A 20,642-nucleotide genomic window follows, 5' to 3' on the forward strand; every position below is an offset into this window, starting at 1 on the left:
TGATCCTAGCCTTTCGCAGGGGCGCCGCGAAGCCGGAAACCGTCTCAGGCTCGTCCCAGCTTTGGCCAGGTGATCGTGTCGACCGATCCACACTCGTCACAAACAGCGTGCCAGTCGCTGTGACTGGTGCCGCAACTGCTGCAGCGCCAGCGCGGATCGGCGGCGGCAGAGAGGGCCTGATTCTGGAAAGCCTGGGTTTCCGGCCCTTCGCCCTTCTCCACGCGGGCTACATCGGCCAGTCGGCGATAGACGCGGGTGGTCGGGGCCTGTTCGCGGACCTTTTCCAGATGACTGCGCGCCACACCCCATAGTTTGGCGGCGATGGCGGCCTCGGCCAGGGCGAAGTGCGCGTCTGCCTGACCGGGTTTCAGGGCCAGCAGTGCCTCATACCGCTTTACCAGCGACAACGGGTTCTGGTCTGCGGCGCTGTCCCCCCAGGCCCTAGCCAGATCGGGATGTGGTGAAAGGCGCCAAGCCTGTTCCAACACCTTGGTAGCCTTGGCATGTTTGCCGGCCTTGGCCAGCAGGCGGGCCAGCAGGGATGCCGCCGGTACACGGCCAGGGTCCATGTCGAAGGCAGCCTGTGCAGCCTGCAGTGCCGAGTCGGGCCGTCCCGAGGCATGGGCCTGACGCGCCTCTTCAATTAACAACGCAGCCCGGCGATGGCCGGCGTCTGCCTTGGGCAGGGCCTTGACCTTCTGCGCCTTGGCCAGGGTGGCGTCGGCTTCAAGCCAGTTGCCGCCGCCAGCCTCCAAGTCCGCCAGAGCCTTGGCCGGCCAATCGGCCTTGGGCCGCAATTCCAGGGCACGGCGCGCATGTTCCAGGGCCGCTGCGCGGTCGCCGCGATCCTGTGCCTGGGTCAGCAGCACACGTCGCGCCGCCAGTTCGGTCGCCGGTTTGTCCAACATAACCTTGTAATATCCGGCTGCCGCGCTCTCATCCCCGCGCAATTCGGCCGCCCGTGCCGACAGAGGCAGGGTCAATGAGGGTTCACGCAGCAGCTTCTCCGCGGCCTTGGCGGATCTGGTGGCGATATCGGCATCACCGGCTGTTGCAGCCACCCAGCCCTGGGCCAGCGCGCGAAAGCCGCCCTCTCGCCGGCTGGCATGACGGCGGCGGCCCAGCGCGCCTGGCCCGTTACGCAGGATGCGCCAGGCCCGGCCCAGGGTCGCCGCGATCCATGCGGCCAGCAGCACCAGGATGGCGGCAATGCCTACGGGCATCTCTGCCACATGGTCCAGCCATTCGATGGTGACACGACCCGGTCGTTGGGCCAGCCATACAGCGGCGGCGACGAGGATGCCGATTTTCAGAAAAAAGATCAGGGATTTGCGCATCAGCGGCTCTCCCCGTCAGCAGCCCTGTTCGGGGCAGAGCCTGTCATGCGGGTCAGTGACAGGTCGGCCAAGGTGGCCGCTGCCGCCTCGGCGGCCATGCGGGCCTGCGCCAGTTTCAGCCATTCGACGGCGGGGCCGGCGGCATGGGCCGGCAGCATCTCCATCTCCTCCACCGCGCGCGGCAGGTCCCCCGCCAGCAACGCTGCGTCCGCCCGCGCCAGCACCGCGTCGGCATCATCGCCCGCCACCTCGCCCGAGGCACGGCGGACGGTGATGATGCTGGTCAGGCGGCCCAACACACGCTCGGTCCATTCAGCCCCCTCCCGGTCGCGGTCGGCGCGCAGGACAGCGGGTGCCAACAGGCGAAAACGTTCCCGCAATTCTATATCGCCGGCCAGACCGGTTTCCGCAGAGGCCGACAACGGGGCCAGCAGGTCTTGCAGGCCCGTGTCATTGGCAGCCAGGGCCTGGGCAGCCCGCAGTTCACGCGCATAGGGACGACCGGCGGTCAGCGCCGCCTGCAACTGCCCCACGGCAATGATCAGCGCCTCGCCCACGGCGCCCATCTGGCGGCGGGTTTCCAGCATGGTCAGGCGGGGGATCACCTCCGCTGTCACTTCCTCCAGCGTCTGTACCCGATTGTTCAGCGGGGTCAGGTCGACCGGTGCCATCTTTTGGTCTTCCAATGCCGCGATCCGGTCGGCAAGTGCTTCATTCGCCGCGAGGTCGGCGGCAGGGGGCGCCGTATCGGGCGGTAATGTGATCTGTTCACGCGCGACAATCGCCGGCCCGCCTGCCAGCCGTGCCTCCAACGCATCCTGTCGTTGGCTAAGGCTGTCCAGTGTGCGGCGCAACGCCTGCTGTTCCGTTTCCACGGCGTTCAGGCGCAGGGTTAAGGGCGAGAGGTCGGCAACGGCAAGCGGCGGTGCCGTATGGTCGCGCCAGTACCCGTATCCCGACAGGCCCACCGCTCCCAGCGCCAGCAGCAAGGCAGTACCGCCCAGCAACCCGTTGCCGCGCCTGGCAGCCGGGACCGGGCTGGCGGTTGGGCTCAGGTTGGGCATGACGGGCTTGGCCGCCGCCTTCTCGGCGTTGGCCGCGATCTCGCGTTCCAGGTCAGCCAGGCTGGGGCCTTTACCCGTCTTGTCACTGTCGCTCATTCCTCAACTCCCCTTCACCGCCGGCAGCAGGGCCAGCAGGCTGGCCGCATCGGGCTGCGCCGCCACATGGGTTTCGCTGAACGCGAACCCTTCGGCGGCGCGCGCCACGGCGGCCGAAATGCACAGGGCTATCAGCCCGCCCGCAGGCGCCGACAGCCCGGCCTTTTGTGCCAACGTAACAAACACGCGGGCCGTGCGCGGTGAAAAAAGCGCCACATAGGCCACCCGCCCCGCACGCAGGGCCGTCACCGCTGTATCGGGCAGATCATCTACCGGCACCGCGCGATAGACAGCAATTCTTGTGATTTCCACGTCAGCGGGCGAAAGTTCCCCCGCCACATCCTCACCCGACAGGTGCAAGACCCGTGGTCCCCGACCCGACAACAGCCGGGACAAGGAGGTCACATCCCCGCCAGCGGCATAGACCGCCTGGAACCCCAGTTCATGGGCCAGTGCTGCCGTTCGTTCGCCAACGGCATAGACGGGCAGGGTGCGTTCAGGGCTGCGTAAAGCCAATTCCCGCAGACCATTGGCAGAGGTAACGGCGACAGCATCGAACCCTGTCAGGTCAAGGACGGGCCCCGGCACCGGCGCAATGGTCAGCAACGGGGCCATCACGGGATCATAACCCAGCGCCCTTAGCGCTGCTTCTGTCTCCGACGCCCCCGGTTCCGGCCGGGTGACCAGAACGCCCGTCACACCACCGGCCCGTCAGGGTTGATCCCGTCAAAGAAGGCGGCGGGCAGCTTGGATTTCAGTTCCTGCCCCGCATCAATGCCCATGGCCAGCGCTTCGTTCCTGTTGCCGGCGCGACCCGTCATGAACCATTGCTGCCCATCAGGCCGGATGACCAGCGCCTTCAACGACATGGCGTCACCATTGATCAGGGCCAGGGCCGCGATGGGCGTGCGGCAGGACCCGTCCAAAGTGGCCAGCACGCCGCGTTCCGCCGTCACCCGCAATTCCGTTTCGGCACAGTTCAGCGCACGGACATAGGCATTGGTGCGGTCATCACCGATGCGGGTTTCGATGCCGATGGCGCCCTGCGCCACCGCCGGCAGCATCTGTTCTTCCGACAGCACGCCTGTGGCCTTGTCGACCAGACCCAGCCGGTTCAGCCCCGCCATGGCCAGCAAGGTGGCATCCACCAGCCCTTCCTCCAGCTTGCGCAGGCGCGTCTGCACATTGCCGCGCAGTGCTGCGATACGCAGGTCGGGCCGGCGCATCAGGACGATGGCTTGGCGGCGCAGGCTGGCCGTACCGACCAGGGCACCCTCGGGCAGGTCATCCAGGCTGGCGGCCTTGGGGCTGAACCAGGCGTCGCGATGATCCTCGCGCGGCAGATAGCAGGTGATGGCCAGCCCATCGGGCAGGGCTGTCGGCACATCCTTCATCGAATGCACCGCCAGATCGACGGAGCCATCCAGCAGCGCCTGCTCAATCTCCTTGGTGAACAGCCCCTTGCCGCCCGCCGCACTTAAGGTGCGATCCAGGATGCGGTCGCCTTCGGTCTTGAAGGTGACGATCTCGACCGCCCCCGCCTCCGCCAGTTCCGGGAAGGCAGCGGCCAGACGGTCGCGGGTTTCGTGGGCCTGCGCCAACGCCAAGGGGCTGCCGCGCGTGCCGATGCGGAGAAGGGCTGTCATACCTTCCTCAATACCGCTTTCGGGGCCTTGGGGGAAGCGGCCCGATGAAAAAGCCGTTAACCCTTATCCCCCGCCTGCGCCACCGCCCGCTGGTACGCCGGGCGGGCCTGCATGGCCGACAGCAGGCGCGTGATGTTGGGGTGGGTGGCCGCCGTGACGCCGGCGCGCATCACCGACACTTCCAGGGGGAAGCTCATCATGATGTCGGCGGCGGAGAATTCAGCACCGGCGAGCCAGGGGGAACGCCCCGCCTCCTTCTCCACATAGTCCAGATGCAGGTTCACCTGCTCCTTGACCATGCCCCGGATCGGCAGGGCCAGCAGGCCCATCTTGTCCGCGATCAGCTTCAGCAGAAGCTGCGGCATCAAAGAGCCTTCGGCGTAATGCATCCAGTAGCGATAGCGCCAATGGGCGTCAGCATTATCGGCGGCAGGGGCCAGATGCGGGGCGTGGTGGGCCAGGAGATATTCGATGATCAGGCCGGTTTCGACCAGGACCTTGCCATCCACCTCTACGATGGGCAACTTGCCCAGCGGGTGAAGGTCACGCAGGGCGAGCGGCGCGCGCATGGTCTTTGTGTTCCGACGGTGCCGTACGATCTCGTAGGGCACTCCCATTTCCTCCAGTAGCCAAATCACGCGCAGCGACCGGGATATATTCAGGTGGTGAACGCGGATCATGGTGATGCTCCTGTGGAACGGGTCTTGCGGGAATAGCACGGGCGTGCGGTTTGTCAATCAACACCCCGCTCCTTCCCGGCATATTCGCCCCTGCCATGGCTGCAATGTCCCGCCGCCCTTGCCGCCGGGCCGGTGGACGCTTAGGTTCTGGCCCCATGAAAGTCCTTGGCATCGAAACCAGTTGTGATGAAACCGCCGCCGCCATCGTCGAGGATGATGGCGAGGGGCCGGGTCGTGTCCTGTCCAATGTGGTGTTAAGCCAACTGGACGATCACCGCCCCTATGGCGGCGTGGTGCCGGAAATTGCGGCCCGCGCGCATCTCCAACATCTGGATCGGCTGGTGCGTCAGGCCTTGGATGAGGCGGGCCTGGGCCTGTCGGACCTGGACGGTATTGCCGCCACCGCCGGGCCGGGCCTGATCGGCGGGGTGATGGTGGGGGTGATGACGGCCAAGGCCATGGCCGCCGTGACGGGCCTGCCCTTCATGGCCGTCAACCATCTGGAAGGCCACGCCCTGACGGCCCGGCTGACGCATGGGGTGACCTTCCCCTTCCTGCTGCTGCTGGTTTCCGGCGGCCATTGCCAGTTGCTGGCCGTGGAGGGTGTGGGACGGTACCGCCGTCTGGGCACCACCATCGATGATGCAGTGGGCGAGGCCTTTGATAAATCCGCCAAGATCATGGGCCTGGGCTATCCCGGCGGCCCGCTGATGGAAAAGGCAGCAGCAGGTGCTGCCGACCCTGGGCGCTTCGACCTGCCCGTGCCCATGAAGGGTCGGCCCGATTGTGATTTCAGCTTTTCCGGCCTGAAGACCGCCGTGCGCCGGCACGTTGAAAATCTGGGCGGCACCCTGACAGACGCCGACCGTGCCGATCTGGCCGCGTCTTTCCACCAAGCTGTGGGCGACAGTCTGATTGACCGCTGCACCAAGGCGCTGAAATATTTCAAGGAAGCTTTTCCCGACGGTAAGACCCTGGTGGTGGCCGGCGGGGTGGCCGCCAATCAGGTGCTGCGCGCCCGCCTGATGGATCTGTGCCGGCGCCACCGATTCGACTTTGTGGCTCCGCCGTTGGGCCTGTGTACGGACAATGGCGCGATGATCGCCTGGGCCGGGTTGGAAAGGTTGCGCCTGGGTCTGACCGACGGGCTGGATTTCGCTCCGCGCCCGCGCTGGCCCCTGGACCCCGGCGCCAAGGCAGCGCCCTTTGCCGGGGTCAAAGCCTAGACCGGCTTGCTGCCAGGCGGCCGGAAGGCGGCCAGGATATGGACGCGCAGGGCACTGGACAGGTTGCCAGTGCGGGTCGCATCCACCCGTTCGATCAGGGCGTTGACCGACAGGCCCTCAGCCGCTGCCAGCTCCTTCAGGGCATCCCAGAATGGGGCTTCAAGGGTGACACTGGTCGGGTGGCCAGCAATCATGACGGAGCGTTTGCGGACCTCGGTCATCATACAGTTCCTTCAAGGGACGGGCGCCGCCGTCCGGCCTGTTGGTGTCGTCCGCTCAGGTCAGATGCTCCCGCGCCAGATAATCCTGGCTCTGCATTTCCATCAGCCGGCTGACCGTGCGCTGGAATTCGTAGGCGTGGGTGCCCTCGGCATAAATACGCTCCGGCGCGACCTCCGCCGCGATGATGGTATTCACCTTGTGCTCATACAGGGCGTCGATCAGGGTCATGAAGCGCTTGGCCTCGTTGCGCAATGCTTCCGGCAGACGCGGCACCCGGTCGATCAGGACCGTGTGATAATGTGTGGCGATGGACAAATAGTCACCGGCGCCTAGGGGACGGGCGCAGAGCTCGTCAAAGGTGAACCAGGCGACACCTTTGGCGCTGCGCGGCACCTCGACCTTGCGGCCTTGCACCGTCAGGGAGGTGGTAGTGGCTGCTGCCCCGTCGGTCAGGTCGGCAAAGGTGTCGGCCATGGCCTGTGCCGTGGAAGGACCCAGCGGGTAATGGTAAACCTTGGCTCCCATCAAGCGCGCCAGACGATAGTCGCGCGCCGAAGCCAGATGCAGCACATCCAGCCTGTCCTTCAGCAGGGCAATGAAGGGCAGGAATAACGGGCGGTTCAGCCCGTCCTTGTACAGGTCATCGGGGGGCCAGTTGCTGGTCGCGACCACAACAACCCCCAGATCGAACAGGGCGGTAAACAGACGGCCCAGGATCATCGCGTTGGTGATGTCGGTGACGTGGAATTCATCGAAGCAGAGAAGCCAGCCATCGGCCGCGATCTCCTTCGCCACCTCGACGACCTCTTCCCCCGGTTTCACCCGGCCTTCGCTGCGCATTGCATGCATGCGTTCATGCACCTTCAACATGAAGGCATGAAAATGCACACGGACCTTATGTTCCACCGGTGCGGTTTCATAGAACAGGTCCATCAGCATGGATTTGCCGCGACCGACATCGCCATAGATGTACAGACCCTGCGGGGCAGGGTCGGGGCGTCGGGCAAGGCCCAGGCGGGCACGCCAGCCGGTAGGGCCCGTGGCGGGACGATAGCCCTTCAGGGCATGCCAAAGGCTTTCCAGCTTTTCCGCCGCCAGTTCCTGCGCCGGGTCCGCCTTCAGCGTGCCGGTGCCGCGGCGGGCGCGGTAGACGGAAAGAGGGCCGTCGGTCATGGCGCGATCACAAGCAAGGTCAATGACTTCACTGCCCACTGGTAAAGGGCGCATTGCCATCTCGCAAGTGCCGCAACCTGGACCCTGATCTGTGGCTTCCTCGGGTATGCGGAAATTGGTCGTTACATTTTAAACAAATTCGTGTGAAATTCTCCCCGTCATGAATGTGTCAATCCGCCTCTTTCTGGCCGCGCTTGCGGTCGTTTTTGTGTTGGCCGGTGCCGTTGCGCCTGTTCGGGGCGAGGGGGCGTCTGCCTGCATCCTGCGCTTTGCCTGGACCGAGTTCCCGCCCTATCAGACACTGGGCGCAGATGGGAAGCCATCCGGGATTGATGTGGATCTGGTGAACGAAATCGGGCGACGCATGCCCTGTGCCATCCAGTGGGAACTGGCCCCGCGTCCGCGGGCAGTCCTGCTGGTCCAGGAAGGCAAGGTCGATGCCGTGGTCGGTGTCGCCCGCACGGCAGAGCGCGATACGTTTGGCATCTATTCTCCGCCGGTGCGGGAGGGGCGTAATGTCCTGATCGTGCGCAAGGGGGCCACGTCACGCTTTGCCTATGACAGCCTGACGGCGCTTGCCGGCAGCGCGTTCCGTCTGGGTGTTGTTTCCGGTAGCCGTTATAGTCAGGAATTCGAGGATCTGACCCGCAGCGGGGCGCTGGCTGACAATGTCATTCCTGTTCAGAACGGGGAAAGTGCCATGGCCATGTTGATGCGGGACAGGATCGACGGGTTCCTGGACGGGCACCGCACCGCCCTGTCCCGCGCAGCGCAACTGGGCCTGGCGGATGAGATCGAAGTGCATCCGATGTTCGTGAGCGAACACAAAGCGTATGTGCTGTTCAGCCGCGCGGCTGCTGTCGATCCTGCCCTGATAACCCAGTTCAACGCCGTGCTGTTGGGCATGCAGGCCGATGGCACCCTTGCCCGGATCATGACCAGTTACGGAAGCTGATCAACGCGCATTGGCCATCACGGGAGCCCAGTCGCCCAGCCCGTAGCGGGCCAGAATTCGTGACAGTTTGCCGGATTTGCGCAAACTCTTGATCCCGGTATCCAGCCTTGCCGCCCGTGCCGTGCCGTTGTTTCCAGGGGCAAAGGCGATATAGAGCGGTGTACCCCCATCGATGGCCTGCATTTCAACCAACCCGTCAATGCCTTCGGCCACCAGCGCGAATTCTGCCACGTTCATGTCCTCAATCACCACATCGACACGGCCAGCCAGCAGCTTCTTCAGGTTTTGGTCAGTGACATCTTCTCCGGCTGCCAGTTCCAGCCGGCTGGTGTCCCCGGCATGGGCTTTGATGTAATCGTCCAGCACTTTTCCGTATGAATAGTCGAGAACAGCCGCCAGACGCTTGCCCTCCAGGCTGTTCGCATCGGTGTAGCGCCATTGGTCCCCGCGTCGGACAATCATCACATTGGTGGTGAGGCCGATGCTTTCCTGACCAAAAACCAGCCCGTCCGCGTCGGCGATCGTTGCGCCCGCCACCGCATCGATACGGCCGGCGCGCGCCTCCTCAACGGCGCGGGTCCAGGGCAGAAGTTGGTAATCCAGCCCGCTTTCATCGGCGAAGATTTCCTGCATGATCTCTACCATGTAGCCGGGTTTGTCTGCCACCGGCTCACAATTATAGGGGCACCAAGCATCGGCGCGCAGGCGGATCGGTTCGGCGGCGGCGGCCGTGCCGCCCAGCACCGAGATCATGATCAGAAGGGCCATGCAAGCACGCATCATCGTTGCTCCATTGATCCGGTTTGTTCGCATCTGCGGTGGTGATTTAGCAGTTGCAACATCCTAGCAGCGGAATGTTGCGGCTTTCCTGTCGCTCCAGTGCGGAAGCAAGTTGAAAGCCGGCCAAGGATAGGGGATCGTGACGCCATGTCTGTCGTTGCCCCACCCAGCCCCTGTGCGTGATGAAAGACCGGCCCGATACAGCGTTGCCGGCCGAGGCCTATGAGCGGGCGAAGGAACTGGCGGTCAGGGGCGACCCGGCACAGCGGGCAGAATTGGCCCTGCGCCCGGAAACGCCGCCGGAACTGCTCTATTATCTGGCCGACGATGATGAAGCGCTGGTTCGTCGCGCTGTTGCTTTTCGCACCGAAACGCCGGTACAGGCGGCGCCGCGGCTGGCCCGCGACATGGATACCGATGTACGGGTGCTGTTATCGCGCAAGCTGGCCCGCGCCCTGCCGCACCTGACCGGGGCTGAACATTCCGCGATCCGCGATCTGGCGCATCATGCCCTGACGATGCTAGCCGCCGATCAGGTGGTGCGGGTCCGCGCCGCCCTGGCCGGAGCCTTACGGGACGTGGCCTCGGCCCCACCCGGCCTGATCGCACAGCTCGCCCGCGATGTGGCACGGGAGGTGGCGGAACCGATCCTGCGCGGATGTGTCAACCTCTCAGATGACGAACTGGTTTCGATCATCGCCGCGCAGCCAGTGCCATGGGTGCTGGAAGCCATAGCCCGGCGTGATCATGTCTCCGCGCCGGTCGCCGAGGCGGTGGCCGCCACAGGAGACCCGGTGGCCACCGCCAGCCTTCTGGCCAATCCGGGGGCGGCCCTGTCTGACCGCACCATGGGCCAACTGATGGAGAAGCCGCTGGCCGCCATAGACATGTCGCGTACGACGGCCAAACCGCTGCTGCCCCCGTCGCTGCTGGGCAAACTGGCCCGGATTGTTGAGGACAGCATTCGCGGTGAACTGGCCGGGCAGGGTTTTGACAAGCAGGACCGCCAAGAGGTGGTCGAGGTCACACAGCGGCGTCTGGATTGGGCACGCGACTATGTGAAACGCGAGCCGCCGGATGCCAAGGCGGCCCGACTGAAGGCGGAAGGCAAGCTGGACGAGGCGGCCCTGTGGGATGCGCTGTCCTGGGGGGATAAACCCTTTGTCCGCGAAGCGCTGGCGCTACGAGCCGATCTGCCGTCCGAACTGGTGCAGCGTGTCATTGATACGCAGAGTGCGCGGGCCATCACGGCGCTGGCCTGGCGGGCAGGCCTGTCGATGCGTTGTGCCCGGCTGTTGCAACTGAAATCAGGCCTGCCGCCGACCAAACTGCTGAATGCGCGGCATGGGGTGGAGTATCCGATGAACGAGGCTGAGATGCGCTGGCAACTCGGCCTGTTTGGGGTGGAGTAGGGCGCGGAAGACCATGTGGGCGCAGTGATGGTGACCGCCAACGCGCATGGCCGTCCGGTTCCCCATGCGCCTGTGCTGCGTTCATGGTGTGGCCTAGCGTGGCCTGGACAGCACCATCGACCATCGACCATCGCTGCCGGAGCGGTTTTCCGGGTTCAGGAAAACCGCTCAGCCCACCCCGTCTCCGCCGCGTTAAGCGCCCGCCCGCACCGATGCCAGGAACCGGTCCACCTGTTGCCGCAGCGTGCCGGCATGGTCGGTTAACTCCGCCGACGCTGTCAGCAACTGCTGGGATTCTGCGCCGGTACGGCTGGTGCCCTCGCGGACATCGACCACAGCCATGGTGACCGTTTCCACCCCGCCAGAGGCGTGGCGGGCGCTGCGGGCGATTTCAGTGGTGGCCGCGTTCTGCTCCTCCACGGCGGAAGCGATGGCGATGGAGATTCGGTTCACCTGTTCCACAATCGTGCCGATCCCTTTGATCGCGTTCACCGCTTCGCCCGTCGCGGACTGAATTTCGGCGATACGCTGGGCGATATCGTCGGTGGCACGGGCTGTCTGGCTGGCCAGTGATTTCACTTCCGACGCCACAACAGCAAATCCCTTGCCGGCCTCTCCAGCGCGGGCAGCCTCGATGGTGGCGTTAAGGGCCAGAAGGTTGGTCTGGCTGGCAATATCACTGATCAGGCCCAGCACCTCGCCAATACGGTCAGCCTTGGTCGACAGACCATCCACGATGGCATTGGTGCGGGCCGCCTGTTGTGCAGCCTGACGTGTGCGCTCGGTACTCTCGTCGATCTGGCGGGCAATTTCCTGGATGGAGCTTGCCAACTGGCCGGCGGCGGTGGCCACGGCCTGTACATTGTCGGTGGCCTCTGTAGAGGAACTTTCCACGGTATCGACCTTCTCCGCCGCAGTGGCCGCAGTGGTCAACAGCAGTTCGGCGGATTGGCGCACCGTGGTGGACGAGGTGCTGACGGCTGCGACGACAGCGCTCACCTCATCTTCAAACCGGCGGGCGAGGGCCTGCATTTCAGCCTGACGGGTCTGTTTGGCGCGTTCCTCAGCGGCCGCCTGTTCGCGGCGCAAGGCATCGGCTTCCAAGGCATTGTGTTTGAAGACCTCAACAGCGCGGGTGATCTCCCCCACTTCGTTTGCCGTTTTGTTCGCCGGGATTTCCGTGGACAGGTTGCCATCAGCCAGCCGCAGCATGGCATCGGTCAGCCGGCGCAGCGGGGCCAGCGAATTCACCGTCCACCAGGCCATACCGCCACCCAAGGCCAGGCAGAAAGCGCAGACAATCAGCATCAACTCTGAAAAGCCACGGGCCTGGGCGCGTGTTTCATTGCCGATGAGGCCGTTGTCACGCTCTTCTTTGTCGATAAAACGATTGATCCGGGCCAGCCATTCAGACAGGTCAAGGCGCACCGTGGATAGCAGCAACTCCCGCGCTTCGGCGTCCTGTCCAGCCTGCCGCAATTCGATCACCTTGTTGATGCCAGGCAATGTCTTGGCTTCAATCTCCTTGATCGCATCCAGGATCTGCCGTTCCTCGGGCAGGATATCGCCGCGGGTCGCGAACATCTCATCCATGGCTTCGGCCGAAATGGCGTAGGCGGCTTCCAACCTGCGGATTTCGGCAACGACCAAGTCAATCTTACTGGTATCCACCAGGACAACATCCCGCAGGGCGATGGCGCGGTCATGGACGGAGCCACGGAAATTGATGGCATGGCGCTGTTTGACGCCGTTGACCTCGTTGATTTTGGTCAGACTGTTATCGATCAGGCTGACCTTTTGCACCCCTATGCCTGTCAGCAGGACAAGCAGTGCCAGCAACACGCCAAAGCCGATCAGCACACGGGTTTTGATCGTAGCATCACGCAAAATGCGCATGGAACGCTCTCTTCTCGCAACAATGAGCCCGGATGGGCAAAATCAGCCTGCAAACTGATAATGAATCTCAGTACGGCACAGTGATGCGCCGCACAGTCACTCCGTCACGGATTTGCCATTGCAGCCCTGTCGCGGGCCGGCGTAGCAAGAAACATGGCTAACCTTGAAAGGGGGAGCGAGTGCGGACCATCCTGACCATCCAGTCGCATGTCGCCTTTGGGCATGTTGGCAACCGTGCTGCTGTCTTTCCCCTGGAAAGGCTGGGTTTTGATGCCATTGCCATCAATACGGTGCAGTTTTCCAACCATACAGGCTATGGCGCCTGGACGGGCATGGTGCTGCCGCCCGACCATATTGCTGATGTCCTGCATGGTGTGGAGGCGCGGGGGGCTCTGGCAGCGGTGCATGCCGTGCTGACCGGCTATATGGGGGATGCAACCCTGGGCGATGTCGTCCTGTCCGCGGTGGCCCGGGTGAAGCAGGGTAATGGGCAGGCAATCTATTGCTGCGACCCGGTGATGGGCGATGTCGGGCGTGGTTTTTTTGTGCGGCCCGGTATTCCGGAATTTTTCCGTGACCGGGCTGTGCCGCAGGCCGACATCATCACCCCCAACCAGTTCGAGCTGGAATATCTGACCGGTTGCGCCGTTACCGATCTGCCATCGGCGCTGGCGGCGACGCAGGCGGCCCGGAAGCTGGGGCCGCGCTGGGTGGTAGTCACCAGCCTGACACGCGCCGATGCATCGGATGACCGGATTGAGATGCTGCTGGACGGGCCGGACGGAGCCTTTCTGGTCGCCACACCGCGACTGGACCTGTCGCCCTTGCCCAATGGGGCGGGTGATTGTGTGGCAGCGCTTTTTCTGGCCAAATTCCTGGAAACAGGGGATGGTCAGTTGGCCCTGTCACACGCGGCATCAGCCATCTATGCCGTATTCAAGGCTACGCGCGACGCCGGGCAGCGGGAGTTGCAGATCATCGCAGCCCAGGATCAGTTGGTGCAGCCCGCCCGTTTTTTCAGCGCCAGCCGTGTCAACTGATGTCCGTGAAGGGTGCAGACTTGCCGGGTGTTTCCGGCAGGTCTATTGAATTGAAGCCGCAGCCCGAAGGAGCGCCAAACGGATGTCTCGCCTGACCCTCGCCCCCCTCGTCCTGATCATGGGCCTGTTGTCCGTTCCCGCCACCCAGGCCCAGCCGGTCGCCCAGCGCCCGCCGCAGGGCGAGTTTGGGTGCGAGGTGCAGAAGGACAATCCGTGCCAGGGGCGGGTTGATTTTACCGTGGGCAAAAGTTTTGAGTTCAAAATTCCCGGACCCGGCGATGTGACATTCGAGAACAAGGGCAACAAGCGCTGTGTTCTGGAATATTCCATCACTGAAAGCACATTGGCCGCGACCGGCCGTCAGCTTTCGCTGGGGCCCGGTCAGAATCAGGTGCTGTCGGTGCGCGACCAGGGCGGCATGGTCATCCGCTTTTTCAATCGTGGCATCGGTTCCAACGTGTGCGACCTGACCGTCGGCCTCAGTTGAGGCCGACGGGGGCGCATGGTCGTTAGAAGCCGGCCCGCAGAGACAGGCGGAAATCCCGGCCGGGCTGCGGCAATACATCTTTCAGGAAGGAGGTGGCCAGACGCACCTCTTCATTCGTCAGATTGCGCAGTTCCAGCAGCAGGGTAATGTCCTGGTCGGCAAAGGGATGCCAGTCCATCGAGGCGTTGAACACCAGGGAGCTGTCGGTCGGCAGTTCAAGGGCGGCGGTGCGCTTCTGCTTGTCGGTCCACACCCCTTCGAACCGGGCCGCGACCGTGGCCAATTCCAGGCCCAGCCCGGCGCGGGCCGACAGGGCCGGGATACGCGGCAGGGGTGTGTTGGCGTCACGGTCTGTGGCACGGACATAATCCACACCGCCATCCAGGGTCACCGTCACCTGATCATTGCGCAGCACGGTGGTTTCTGCCTCTAACTCGATACCCCAGAATCGAGCATCAGTGGCAGAGAACTGGGCGACCGGCAGGCCATCCTCCTCCGCACCCGTCAGGCGCTCGTAGATATACTGGTCATAGTCTATCACGAACAGGTTGACGGACCCGTTAACCGGTCCCCCGGACTTCTTTAAAGTCGCCTCCACGCCCAGCCCGGTCTCTTTGCCCAACGTGCTGTCCCCGCGTTCATAGGTGCTGGTGGCCAGATGGGCGCCGTCGGACAGCAGTTCTTCTGCATTTGGGGCGCGCTCGGTACGCGACAGGCTGACCCCGGTCATCCACCCCCCACCCCACTGGCGCGAGGCGCCGGCGGAGACGGACACAGTGGTGAAATCACGGTCGAAATCGACGCTGGATGCCTGCACGTTCTGGCGTTCCAGCCGGACGCCGCCTTCCACGGCAAACGGCGCCAGGTCTAGGCGCTGCAGGGTGAAGATACCCATCTGGTCGGTGTCGCTGTGCGGGACAAAGGCTTCATCGCCGATGGCCTGGAAATCGCGGCTGTTGGCCTGCACGCCGACTGCGCCTGACAGGTTGCCCAGTGCCCGCTGTACCAGCTCAATGCGGCCTTCCCAGCCCTTGTTCAGGAACCGCGTCCCCGTTTCGCTGCCTTCCAGCTCTTTGTGCTTGTAATCGGCCCAGCCGAAACGTACCCGCGTTGTTTCAAACGGGCCCAGGGGCTGGTTGACCTCTCCCATCAGGTCCAGACGGGTCTGCCCGAGATCAATCCGGACCGGACCTTCCTCGCCTTCTTCCTCTGCATGCGTTTCCCCTTCCTCATGCCCGTGGTCGGCATGGGAATGGCCGGCGGAGATGCCGTAATTGCTCTCCAACCGGCTGGCGGAGGCCCCGAAGAAGCCCCAGTCCGCGATGTAGGACAGGCCACTGGTCGCGCCTTTCTGGATCAGGTCACTGTTGGCGACGCGGCCCTCGGCCTCCTCCTCGTCGTGGTCGCCATGTTCTTCGCCCTCCGCATCCCGGAGAATGGCCGATTCCAGGAGACCGGGAACCTCGTAATCGCCGGTCTGGCGATAGAATCCGTCCAGATGCAGGACAAAGGGGCCGTCCAGACGGGCATCCACGCCCGCTGCCAATGACCGCTCGTTCGCGTTGGTGCCGATGCCGATGCGCGCAAAGCCATCCACGCCATCCTTGGGTTCGGCAACGGGGATCCGGCCATCAAGGATATTGATGACGCCACCGGCGGCATTGTTACCATAGAGCAGGGTCGCGGGACCGCGCACGACTTCAACACGCTTTGCCGTGGCAAGGTCCAAGGCAGGCGCATGATCGGGGCTTGTGGTGCTGGCATCAATACTGCCAATGCCACCGGACAGGACACGGATGCGGTCACCGCCCTGGCCGCGAATGATCGGACGGGAAGCGCCAGCACCGAAACCCGTCTGCGATAGACCGGGCAGCCGATCCAATGCCTCGCCCAGGGTCGTCGACTGAGCCCGGTCCAATGCTTCCCCCGACAGGCTGGATGTTCCCTGCAGGATATCGAATCGTTTTGCCCCGATGGGTGAGGCCGTGACGATGATCTCCTCGACCCGGTCATGGGTGGAATTGTCGGCTGCGGGTACCTGCTGTGCCAGGGTGGGAGAGGCGGCAGCCATTCCGCCCATGAGGATCGCCACCAACCCGAGCCGCGACGTAGGTTTGCGCATTGCTGAGCCCTTAAATACGTTATAACGTAACCTTTGATAGGCGCAGTGGGTCGCAGGGGTCAAGCGGCGAAACGGGGTAATCGGCGCGATCCGGGGATGCCGGGTCAGTCGTGTCGGGCCTGCGCGAAGGTGGCGCCGTCCAGTTCCGCGCCGTCCAATTTTGCCCCACGCAGGTCAGCACCGGTAAAGTCAGCGCCCTTGGCGATGGCGCCGCGCAGGTCGGCATTGCGCAGGTCGGCGCCCTGCAAACGCGCGCCGGACAGGCGTGTTGGCCAACGGCGGTCGGGCATATCGGCACTGACCAACGGTGTAAGATTTGCGCCCTGCAAGAAGGCCCCCCCCAGATGGGCCCGTTCTAGATTGGCACCGCGCAGATCGGCGCCACCCATTTGGGTGTCGCGCAGATCGGTGCATTCCAGATCAACCATCACCAGACAGGCATTGGTCCATAGTGACCGGCGCGCCAGGGCATAAGGCATTTTGGCCGCTGTCATGTTTCGTCCACGCAGGTCCTGGCCCATCAGGTCGCGGCCGCTGAAATCGGCCCGTTTACCGCCGCGACCTGCACTCAGTACCCATTCGGCATGGGCGGCCAGCACAAGCTCTACCGGTTCAGCCCCGTTGATCGTGCCCGGCAGCAGCGCCCCCGCCCGTCGCAGGTCGGACATGGCATGCGCGTCGAGAATCGCGCCCCGGAAATTGGCTCCTTCGGCCAGGGCATCGCGCAGAATGGCGTCGGTGAGGACGGCGCCAGCGAAATCCGCCTCCTGCAACTGTGCACCTTGAAGGTTGGCGCCGTCCAGCATGGCACCTTTGAAATTGGCCCCGCGCAGATCGGCGCCGCGCAGATCGACATGGCGCATATTGGCGTCGGTGAAGTCGGCCTTCAGGGTGATGGCGCCATTCATCTTGGAGCCGGTGAAATCGGCATGGGCAGCGATGACAGCAGCCAGATTGGGCACACGCCCGTCAAACGCCTGGGGCAGGGGTTTACCGCCGCGATAAACAGCCAGGATGGCTTCCCGGATATCGGTGTCACGCAGCTTGGCCTTGGTCAGGTCAGCCCCACGCATGGTGATGCCGCGCATATCCGCCTTTGACAGGTCGGCCTGTTGCAGGTTTGCCAGTCGCAGGTCGGCGGCGAACAGATTGGCCCCGGTCAGCCGCGTCTTCACCATTTGCGCCTGATCGAAACGGGACCCTGTCAGTTCAGCGCTGCGCAGATCCATGTTTGACAGGTTGACGCCGCGCAGATCGCACAGAACAAAAATAGCCCGCAGCCCACCGATCCGGCCTTCCATCAGCTTGGTATGGCGGCGCAAGGCCTCCAGCAGTTCCTCCATCGAGGGGCGTCGCCACGTCGGTTCCGCCGATTGCGCTGCCTCCGCTGTCAAGCCGCACTGCCTTCCTGTCAATGATCTGAAAAGGGGGCATCGAGCGCCCGAACCGCACTATGCCAGAGCTTTCCAGGCTTGCACACCGGTGTGTGGCTCTCAAAAGTTCATATCCACAGCTTTTCATTTCAGTGGGTCGGCGCGGCAAGGTTACCGCTATCAGTTCACAAACTTTCGGGCATTGGCCACCATGGTGGAATACATGGTGCGGATGAAATCCGTGGGCCGCAGCCGGCCCAGCGGAATGTTCTCCGAGGCATAGGTGACCAACTCCTCCGGCGGCTTTACTGGCACCACCTCCAGTCCCGATTTGCGCAGACCCTCCACGACGGATTTCGCCTGCTTCATATAATCCTCATTAAAGAAGGACTTGTCGGCGTCCTTGATGGACTGGGCGATGATCTCCTGAATGGACGGCACGCGCGCGTTCCTCGGGCTCTGGACTGTGAAAGGTCAGGGGGAATTAACCATTAATCCCCGCGCGGCGCAATTCCGGCCCCAATCGGCCCGCCACAAACAGGAAAAACATCCGGTAATCAGCGATCATCGACCAGAGCGGATAGGTGAAGGTGGCGGGCTTGTTATGCTCGACCAGGGCATGGGACAGCCAGGCAAAGAAATAGCCCGACAGGGGCATGCCGATCAGCCAAAGCGGGTCCATCGTGGCACCAAACAGGACCAGAAAACCCAGGGCGATGGCGCTCCCGACATAATGGAAACCGCGGGTCAGGGGCTTTGAATGTTCACGCAGGTAGAAGGGCCAGAAGGCCTCAAATGTCTGATATTCACGCTGTGCCATGGCTGCAATCCTCCCGCCACATGGGCGCTTAGGTCATTTTCTTGCCATCTCGCTGCCCAACGCATAAGTCAAAGCGTTCGTCGGGGCTTGTCAAGGTGCCGGATGTTGCGCCACCGCCCCGCTGTTTCATGCCACTGATTTGAGGGCCGGGAAAATGGGTTACAAGGTCGCTGTCGTTGGCGCCACGGGCAATGTCGGCCGGGAGATGCTGCAGACGTTGGCAGACCGGAACTTCCCGGTGGGCGAGGTTGTGGCCCTGGCGTCGGAGCGTTCGGTCGGTCAGCAGGTGTCGTTCGGTGAGGATCAGGTCCTCAAGGTTCAGGACCTGGCCAAGTTTGACTTCTCGGGCACTGATTTTGTGCTCTCATCCCCCGGTGCCAAGATTTCCGCGCAATTTGCGCCGCGCGCCGCCGCCGCCGGCGCCTGCGTCATCGACAATACCAGCCATTTCCGCATGGACCCGGATGTGCCGCTGGTGGTGCCGGAGGTGAACCCGCATCATCTGGCCGGATGGCGCAAGAAGGGCATCATCGCCAATCCTAACTGCTCCACGATCCAGATGGTGGTGGCGTTGAAGCCCCTGCATGATCTGGCCAAGATCCGCCGCGTCGTTGTTTCCACCTATCAGTCGGTGTCGGGCGGCGGCAAGGAGGCGATGGATGAGCTGTTCACCCAGACCCGCGCCATCTATGTCAACGATCCGGTGGAAAAGAAGAAATTCACCAAGCAGATCGCCTTCAACGTCATCCCGCATATTGACGTCTTCATGGATGACGGCATGACGAAGGAAGAGTGGAAGATGGTGGTCGAGACCAAGAAGATCCTTGACCCCGCCATCAAGGTGACGGCGACGGCGGTTCGCGTGCCCGTGTTCATCGGCCATTCGGAATCGATCAATATCGAATTCGAGAACCCGATCACCGCCGACGAGGCCCGCAAGGCCCTGCGCGCCGCCCCCGGCATCTCCGTTGTCGACCATCGCGTGGACGAGGGCTATGTCACCCCCGTCGAAATCGCCGGTGAGGATAATGTCTTCATCAGCCGTATCCGTGAGGATGCGACGGTTGAAAACGGCCTGAACCTGTGGGTCGTGGCCGACAATCTGCGCAAGGGTGCGGCGCTGAACGCCGTACAGATCGCCGAAGTGATGATCCGCGACGGGCATATCGGCCCGGCGGAGTGATTTCTGCAGGATGAGCGATGCGGCGGCCCCAGTGGCCGCCGTTTTGCTTTTGGGGCCAGCGTTGCCATCACCTTTCCGTTCCCCCTGGAACAGACCTTTGTCCGGGTGGTGCCATATGGTAGGACGCTGACCGGCATCGATAACGCCCCCTCCGCCGGGGCCATGCAAAAGGGAATGTGGGAGATGACGAAGCTTGTCCTGATCCGCCATGGTCAGAGCGTGTGGAACCAGTTGGACCTGTTCACGGGCTGGACCGATGTGGACCTGTCGCCGCAGGGCGTGGAGGAGGCCAAGGAGGCCGGCGTCAAGCTGAAGGCGGCGGGCCTGGATTTCGACATCTGCCACACCTCGGTCCTGAAGCGCGCCATCAAGACCAGCAATCTGGCGCTGGAAGCCATGGACCGTATCTGGGTGCCGCAGTTCAAGAGCTGGCAGTTGAACGAGCGCCATTATGGCGGCCTGCAGGGTCTGAACAAGACCGAGACGGCGGCCAAGCATGGCGCCGATCAGGTCAAGATCTGGCGCCGGTCCTACGACATCGCCCCGCCCGTCCTGGCCGAGGATGATGAGCGCCTGCCCGACGCCGACCCGCGCTATGCCGACCTGTCGAAGGAACAACTGCCGCGCACCGAAAGCCTGAAGGATTGCGTGGCGCGCGTGGTGCCCTACTGGACCGACGTGATCGCCCCGCAGGTCAAGGCCGGCAAGCGTGTGCTGGTCGCCGCCCATGGCAACAGCCTGCGCGGTCTGGTCAAGTATCTGTCCGGCATGGGCGATGATGAGATCGTCCAGTTTGAAATTCCGACCGGCAAGCCCATCGTCTATGAGCTGGATGCCGATCTGAAGGCCCTGGACCGGTATTTCCTGGATTGAGCCCCGTTTGCGCCATCGTGGGGATTTTCCCCACGGTGGCCAAGGTTCTATTTCTTGAAGAAGGCCTGGGCAGCGGCCTGTACATCCTGTTTCTCGCGGATCGTGTCGCGCACCCGACGGATTTCCGCCTCCAGTGCCGCGATATAGTCGTTTAGATCCCCGATAGACAGTCCGGTCAGATCCACCGGCTTGGTTGGTTTTGGGGTCGGCAGCAACTCATCCAGGTCGAAAGCCATCGGTTCCCTCCCTATCTTTTC

At 63.5% G+C, this 20,642-nt stretch carries 21 protein-coding genes; 7 read left to right on the forward strand and 14 right to left on the reverse strand.

The features are described from left to right. Positions 1–44: 44 nt before the first annotated feature. Genes CHU95_RS16840 through CHU95_RS16860 form a run of 5 tightly spaced genes read right to left on the reverse strand, consistent with a single transcriptional unit; the run spans position 45 to position 4,823 of the window. Positions 45–1,337, reverse strand: coding sequence for a heme biosynthesis protein HemY (locus CHU95_RS16840; protein WP_094457500.1), 1,293 nt, complete (start codon positions 1,335–1,337; stop codon positions 45–47). Then, positions 1,337–2,497: a COG4223 family protein gene (locus CHU95_RS16845; protein WP_094457501.1), complete on the reverse strand. Its 1,161-nt coding sequence runs from the start codon at positions 2,495–2,497 to the stop codon at positions 1,337–1,339. The genes CHU95_RS16840 and CHU95_RS16845 overlap by 1 nt, the downstream gene beginning before the upstream one ends. A 3-nt stretch (positions 2,498–2,500) precedes the next feature. Next, positions 2,501–3,196, reverse strand: a complete 696-nt coding sequence (locus CHU95_RS16850) for a uroporphyrinogen-III synthase (RefSeq protein WP_094457502.1) — start codon at positions 3,194–3,196, stop codon at positions 2,501–2,503. Continuing rightward, positions 3,193–4,143: a hydroxymethylbilane synthase gene (gene hemC / locus CHU95_RS16855; protein WP_094457503.1), complete on the reverse strand. Its 951-nt coding sequence runs from the start codon at positions 4,141–4,143 to the stop codon at positions 3,193–3,195. Before hemC ends, CHU95_RS16850 begins: the two co-directional genes overlap by 4 nt. Before the next feature lie 56 nt (positions 4,144–4,199). Then, entirely contained in the window at positions 4,200–4,823 is a 624-nt protein-coding gene (locus CHU95_RS16860) for a glutathione S-transferase family protein (RefSeq protein WP_094457504.1), read from the reverse strand. Positions 4,824–4,978: 155 nt separating this feature from the next. Here CHU95_RS16860 and tsaD point away from each other — a divergent pair, with 155 nt between their 5' ends. Further along, positions 4,979–6,049, forward strand: coding sequence for a tRNA (adenosine(37)-N6)-threonylcarbamoyltransferase complex transferase subunit TsaD (gene tsaD, locus CHU95_RS16865; RefSeq protein WP_094457505.1), 1,071 nt, complete (start codon positions 4,979–4,981; stop codon positions 6,047–6,049). On the opposite strand, the gene CHU95_RS16870 is transcribed toward tsaD, so the two are convergent. After that, complete coding sequence (locus CHU95_RS16870; protein WP_094457954.1) at positions 6,046–6,270, reverse strand: ribbon-helix-helix domain-containing protein; 225 nt, start codon at positions 6,268–6,270, stop codon at positions 6,046–6,048. The genes tsaD and CHU95_RS16870 overlap by 4 nt on opposite strands. 55 nt (positions 6,271–6,325) lie before the next feature. After that, positions 6,326–7,444, reverse strand: a complete 1,119-nt coding sequence (zapE, locus tag CHU95_RS16875; RefSeq protein WP_094457506.1) for a cell division protein ZapE — start codon at positions 7,442–7,444, stop codon at positions 6,326–6,328. A gap of 160 nt (positions 7,445–7,604) precedes the next feature. On the opposite strand from zapE, the gene CHU95_RS16880 reads away from it, so the two are divergent. Beyond that, positions 7,605–8,399 (forward strand): substrate-binding periplasmic protein, encoded by a 795-nt coding sequence (locus tag CHU95_RS16880; protein WP_094457507.1) that lies wholly within the window; start codon positions 7,605–7,607, stop codon positions 8,397–8,399. Here the strand turns inward: CHU95_RS16880 and CHU95_RS16885 are convergent, their stop codons facing one another. After that, complete coding sequence (locus CHU95_RS16885) at positions 8,400–9,182, reverse strand: substrate-binding periplasmic protein (protein WP_165772237.1); 783 nt, start codon at positions 9,180–9,182, stop codon at positions 8,400–8,402. Between the two features lie 179 nt (positions 9,183–9,361). Between CHU95_RS16885 and CHU95_RS16890 the strand changes: the two genes are divergently transcribed. Continuing rightward, a complete protein-coding gene (locus CHU95_RS16890; RefSeq protein WP_133065555.1) occupies positions 9,362–10,591 on the forward strand; it encodes a DUF2336 domain-containing protein in 1,230 nt (409 codons plus the stop codon). Positions 10,592–10,783: 192 nt separating this feature from the next. On the opposite strand, the gene CHU95_RS16895 is transcribed toward CHU95_RS16890, so the two are convergent. Then, on the reverse strand, positions 10,784–12,487 hold the full coding sequence (locus tag CHU95_RS16895; RefSeq protein ID WP_094457510.1) for a methyl-accepting chemotaxis protein: 1,704 nt from the start codon (positions 12,485–12,487) through the stop codon (positions 10,784–10,786). Positions 12,488–12,666: 179 nt separating this feature from the next. On the opposite strand from CHU95_RS16895, the gene pdxY reads away from it, so the two are divergent. Both pdxY and CHU95_RS16905 read left to right on the forward strand, forming a co-directional pair. Beyond that, complete coding sequence (gene pdxY / locus CHU95_RS16900) at positions 12,667–13,527, forward strand: pyridoxal kinase PdxY (protein WP_094457511.1); 861 nt, start codon at positions 12,667–12,669, stop codon at positions 13,525–13,527. 82 nt (positions 13,528–13,609) lie between these two features. Next, entirely contained in the window at positions 13,610–14,014 is a 405-nt protein-coding gene (locus CHU95_RS16905) for a hypothetical protein (RefSeq protein ID WP_094457512.1), read from the forward strand. A 22-nt stretch (positions 14,015–14,036) separates the two neighbouring features. Here CHU95_RS16905 and CHU95_RS16910 read toward each other — a convergent pair whose 3' ends face one another. From CHU95_RS16910 to CHU95_RS16925, 4 genes are all read right to left on the reverse strand, one after another. After that, complete coding sequence (locus tag CHU95_RS16910; RefSeq protein ID WP_094457513.1) at positions 14,037–16,136, reverse strand: TonB-dependent receptor; 2,100 nt, start codon at positions 16,134–16,136, stop codon at positions 14,037–14,039. A 104-nt stretch (positions 16,137–16,240) separates the two neighbouring features. After that, a complete protein-coding gene (locus tag CHU95_RS16915) occupies positions 16,241–17,530 on the reverse strand; it encodes a pentapeptide repeat-containing protein (protein ID WP_133065556.1) in 1,290 nt (429 codons plus the stop codon). Positions 17,531–17,689: 159 nt separating this feature from the next. After that, positions 17,690–17,950 (reverse strand): hypothetical protein, encoded by a 261-nt coding sequence (locus CHU95_RS16920; RefSeq protein WP_094457515.1) that lies wholly within the window; start codon positions 17,948–17,950, stop codon positions 17,690–17,692. Between the two features lie 43 nt (positions 17,951–17,993). Further along, positions 17,994–18,329 (reverse strand): Mpo1-like protein, encoded by a 336-nt coding sequence (locus CHU95_RS16925; protein ID WP_094457516.1) that lies wholly within the window; start codon positions 18,327–18,329, stop codon positions 17,994–17,996. A 154-nt stretch (positions 18,330–18,483) separates the two neighbouring features. Between CHU95_RS16925 and CHU95_RS16930 the strand changes: the two genes are divergently transcribed. Together CHU95_RS16930 and gpmA are read left to right on the forward strand one after the other, a co-directional pair. Further along, positions 18,484–19,512, forward strand: a complete 1,029-nt coding sequence (locus CHU95_RS16930; protein ID WP_094457517.1) for an aspartate-semialdehyde dehydrogenase — start codon at positions 18,484–18,486, stop codon at positions 19,510–19,512. Positions 19,513–19,695: 183 nt separating this feature from the next. After that, positions 19,696–20,385 (forward strand): 2,3-diphosphoglycerate-dependent phosphoglycerate mutase, encoded by a 690-nt coding sequence (gene gpmA, locus CHU95_RS16935; protein ID WP_094457955.1) that lies wholly within the window; start codon positions 19,696–19,698, stop codon positions 20,383–20,385. Positions 20,386–20,432: 47 nt separating this feature from the next. On the opposite strand, the gene CHU95_RS16940 is transcribed toward gpmA, so the two are convergent. Continuing rightward, positions 20,433–20,621 (reverse strand): DUF1192 domain-containing protein, encoded by a 189-nt coding sequence (locus tag CHU95_RS16940; RefSeq protein WP_094457518.1) that lies wholly within the window; start codon positions 20,619–20,621, stop codon positions 20,433–20,435. Positions 20,622–20,642 lie beyond the last annotated feature (21 nt).

This window comes from Niveispirillum lacus, assembly GCF_002251795.1.
GTDB lineage: Bacteria > Pseudomonadota > Alphaproteobacteria > Azospirillales > Azospirillaceae > Niveispirillum > Niveispirillum lacus.

Bases quoted from the DNA above. Each gene is read 5' to 3' on its own strand.
- CHU95_RS16840 (WP_094457500.1), bottom strand. From the start codon at position 1,337: ATGCGCAAATCCCTGATCTTTTTTCTGAAAATCGGCATCCTCGTCGCC.
- CHU95_RS16845 (WP_094457501.1), bottom strand. From the start codon at position 2,497: ATGAGCGACAGTGACAAGACGGGTAAAGGCCCCAGCCTGGCTGACCTG.
- hemC (WP_094457503.1), bottom strand. From the start codon at position 4,143: ATGACAGCCCTTCTCCGCATCGGCACGCGCGGCAGCCCCTTGGCGTTG.
- CHU95_RS16860 (WP_094457504.1), bottom strand. From the start codon at position 4,823: ATGATCCGCGTTCACCACCTGAATATATCCCGGTCGCTGCGCGTGATT.
- tsaD (WP_094457505.1), top strand. From the start codon at position 4,979: ATGAAAGTCCTTGGCATCGAAACCAGTTGTGATGAAACCGCCGCCGCC.
- CHU95_RS16870 (WP_094457954.1), bottom strand. From the start codon at position 6,270: ATGACCGAGGTCCGCAAACGCTCCGTCATGATTGCTGGCCACCCGACC.
- zapE (WP_094457506.1), bottom strand. From the start codon at position 7,444: ATGACCGACGGCCCTCTTTCCGTCTACCGCGCCCGCCGCGGCACCGGC.
- CHU95_RS16880 (WP_094457507.1), top strand. From the start codon at position 7,605: ATGAATGTGTCAATCCGCCTCTTTCTGGCCGCGCTTGCGGTCGTTTTT.
- CHU95_RS16885 (WP_165772237.1), bottom strand. From the start codon at position 9,182: ATGATGCGTGCTTGCATGGCCCTTCTGATCATGATCTCGGTGCTGGGC.
- CHU95_RS16890 (WP_133065555.1), top strand. From the start codon at position 9,362: ATGAAAGACCGGCCCGATACAGCGTTGCCGGCCGAGGCCTATGAGCGG.
- CHU95_RS16895 (WP_094457510.1), bottom strand. From the start codon at position 12,487: ATGCGCATTTTGCGTGATGCTACGATCAAAACCCGTGTGCTGATCGGC.
- CHU95_RS16905 (WP_094457512.1), top strand. From the start codon at position 13,610: ATGTCTCGCCTGACCCTCGCCCCCCTCGTCCTGATCATGGGCCTGTTG.
- CHU95_RS16910 (WP_094457513.1), bottom strand. From the start codon at position 16,136: ATGCGCAAACCTACGTCGCGGCTCGGGTTGGTGGCGATCCTCATGGGC.
- CHU95_RS16925 (WP_094457516.1), bottom strand. From the start codon at position 18,329: ATGGCACAGCGTGAATATCAGACATTTGAGGCCTTCTGGCCCTTCTAC.
- CHU95_RS16930 (WP_094457517.1), top strand. From the start codon at position 18,484: ATGGGTTACAAGGTCGCTGTCGTTGGCGCCACGGGCAATGTCGGCCGG.
- gpmA (WP_094457955.1), top strand. From the start codon at position 19,696: ATGACGAAGCTTGTCCTGATCCGCCATGGTCAGAGCGTGTGGAACCAG.
- CHU95_RS16940 (WP_094457518.1), bottom strand. From the start codon at position 20,621: ATGGCTTTCGACCTGGATGAGTTGCTGCCGACCCCAAAACCAACCAAG.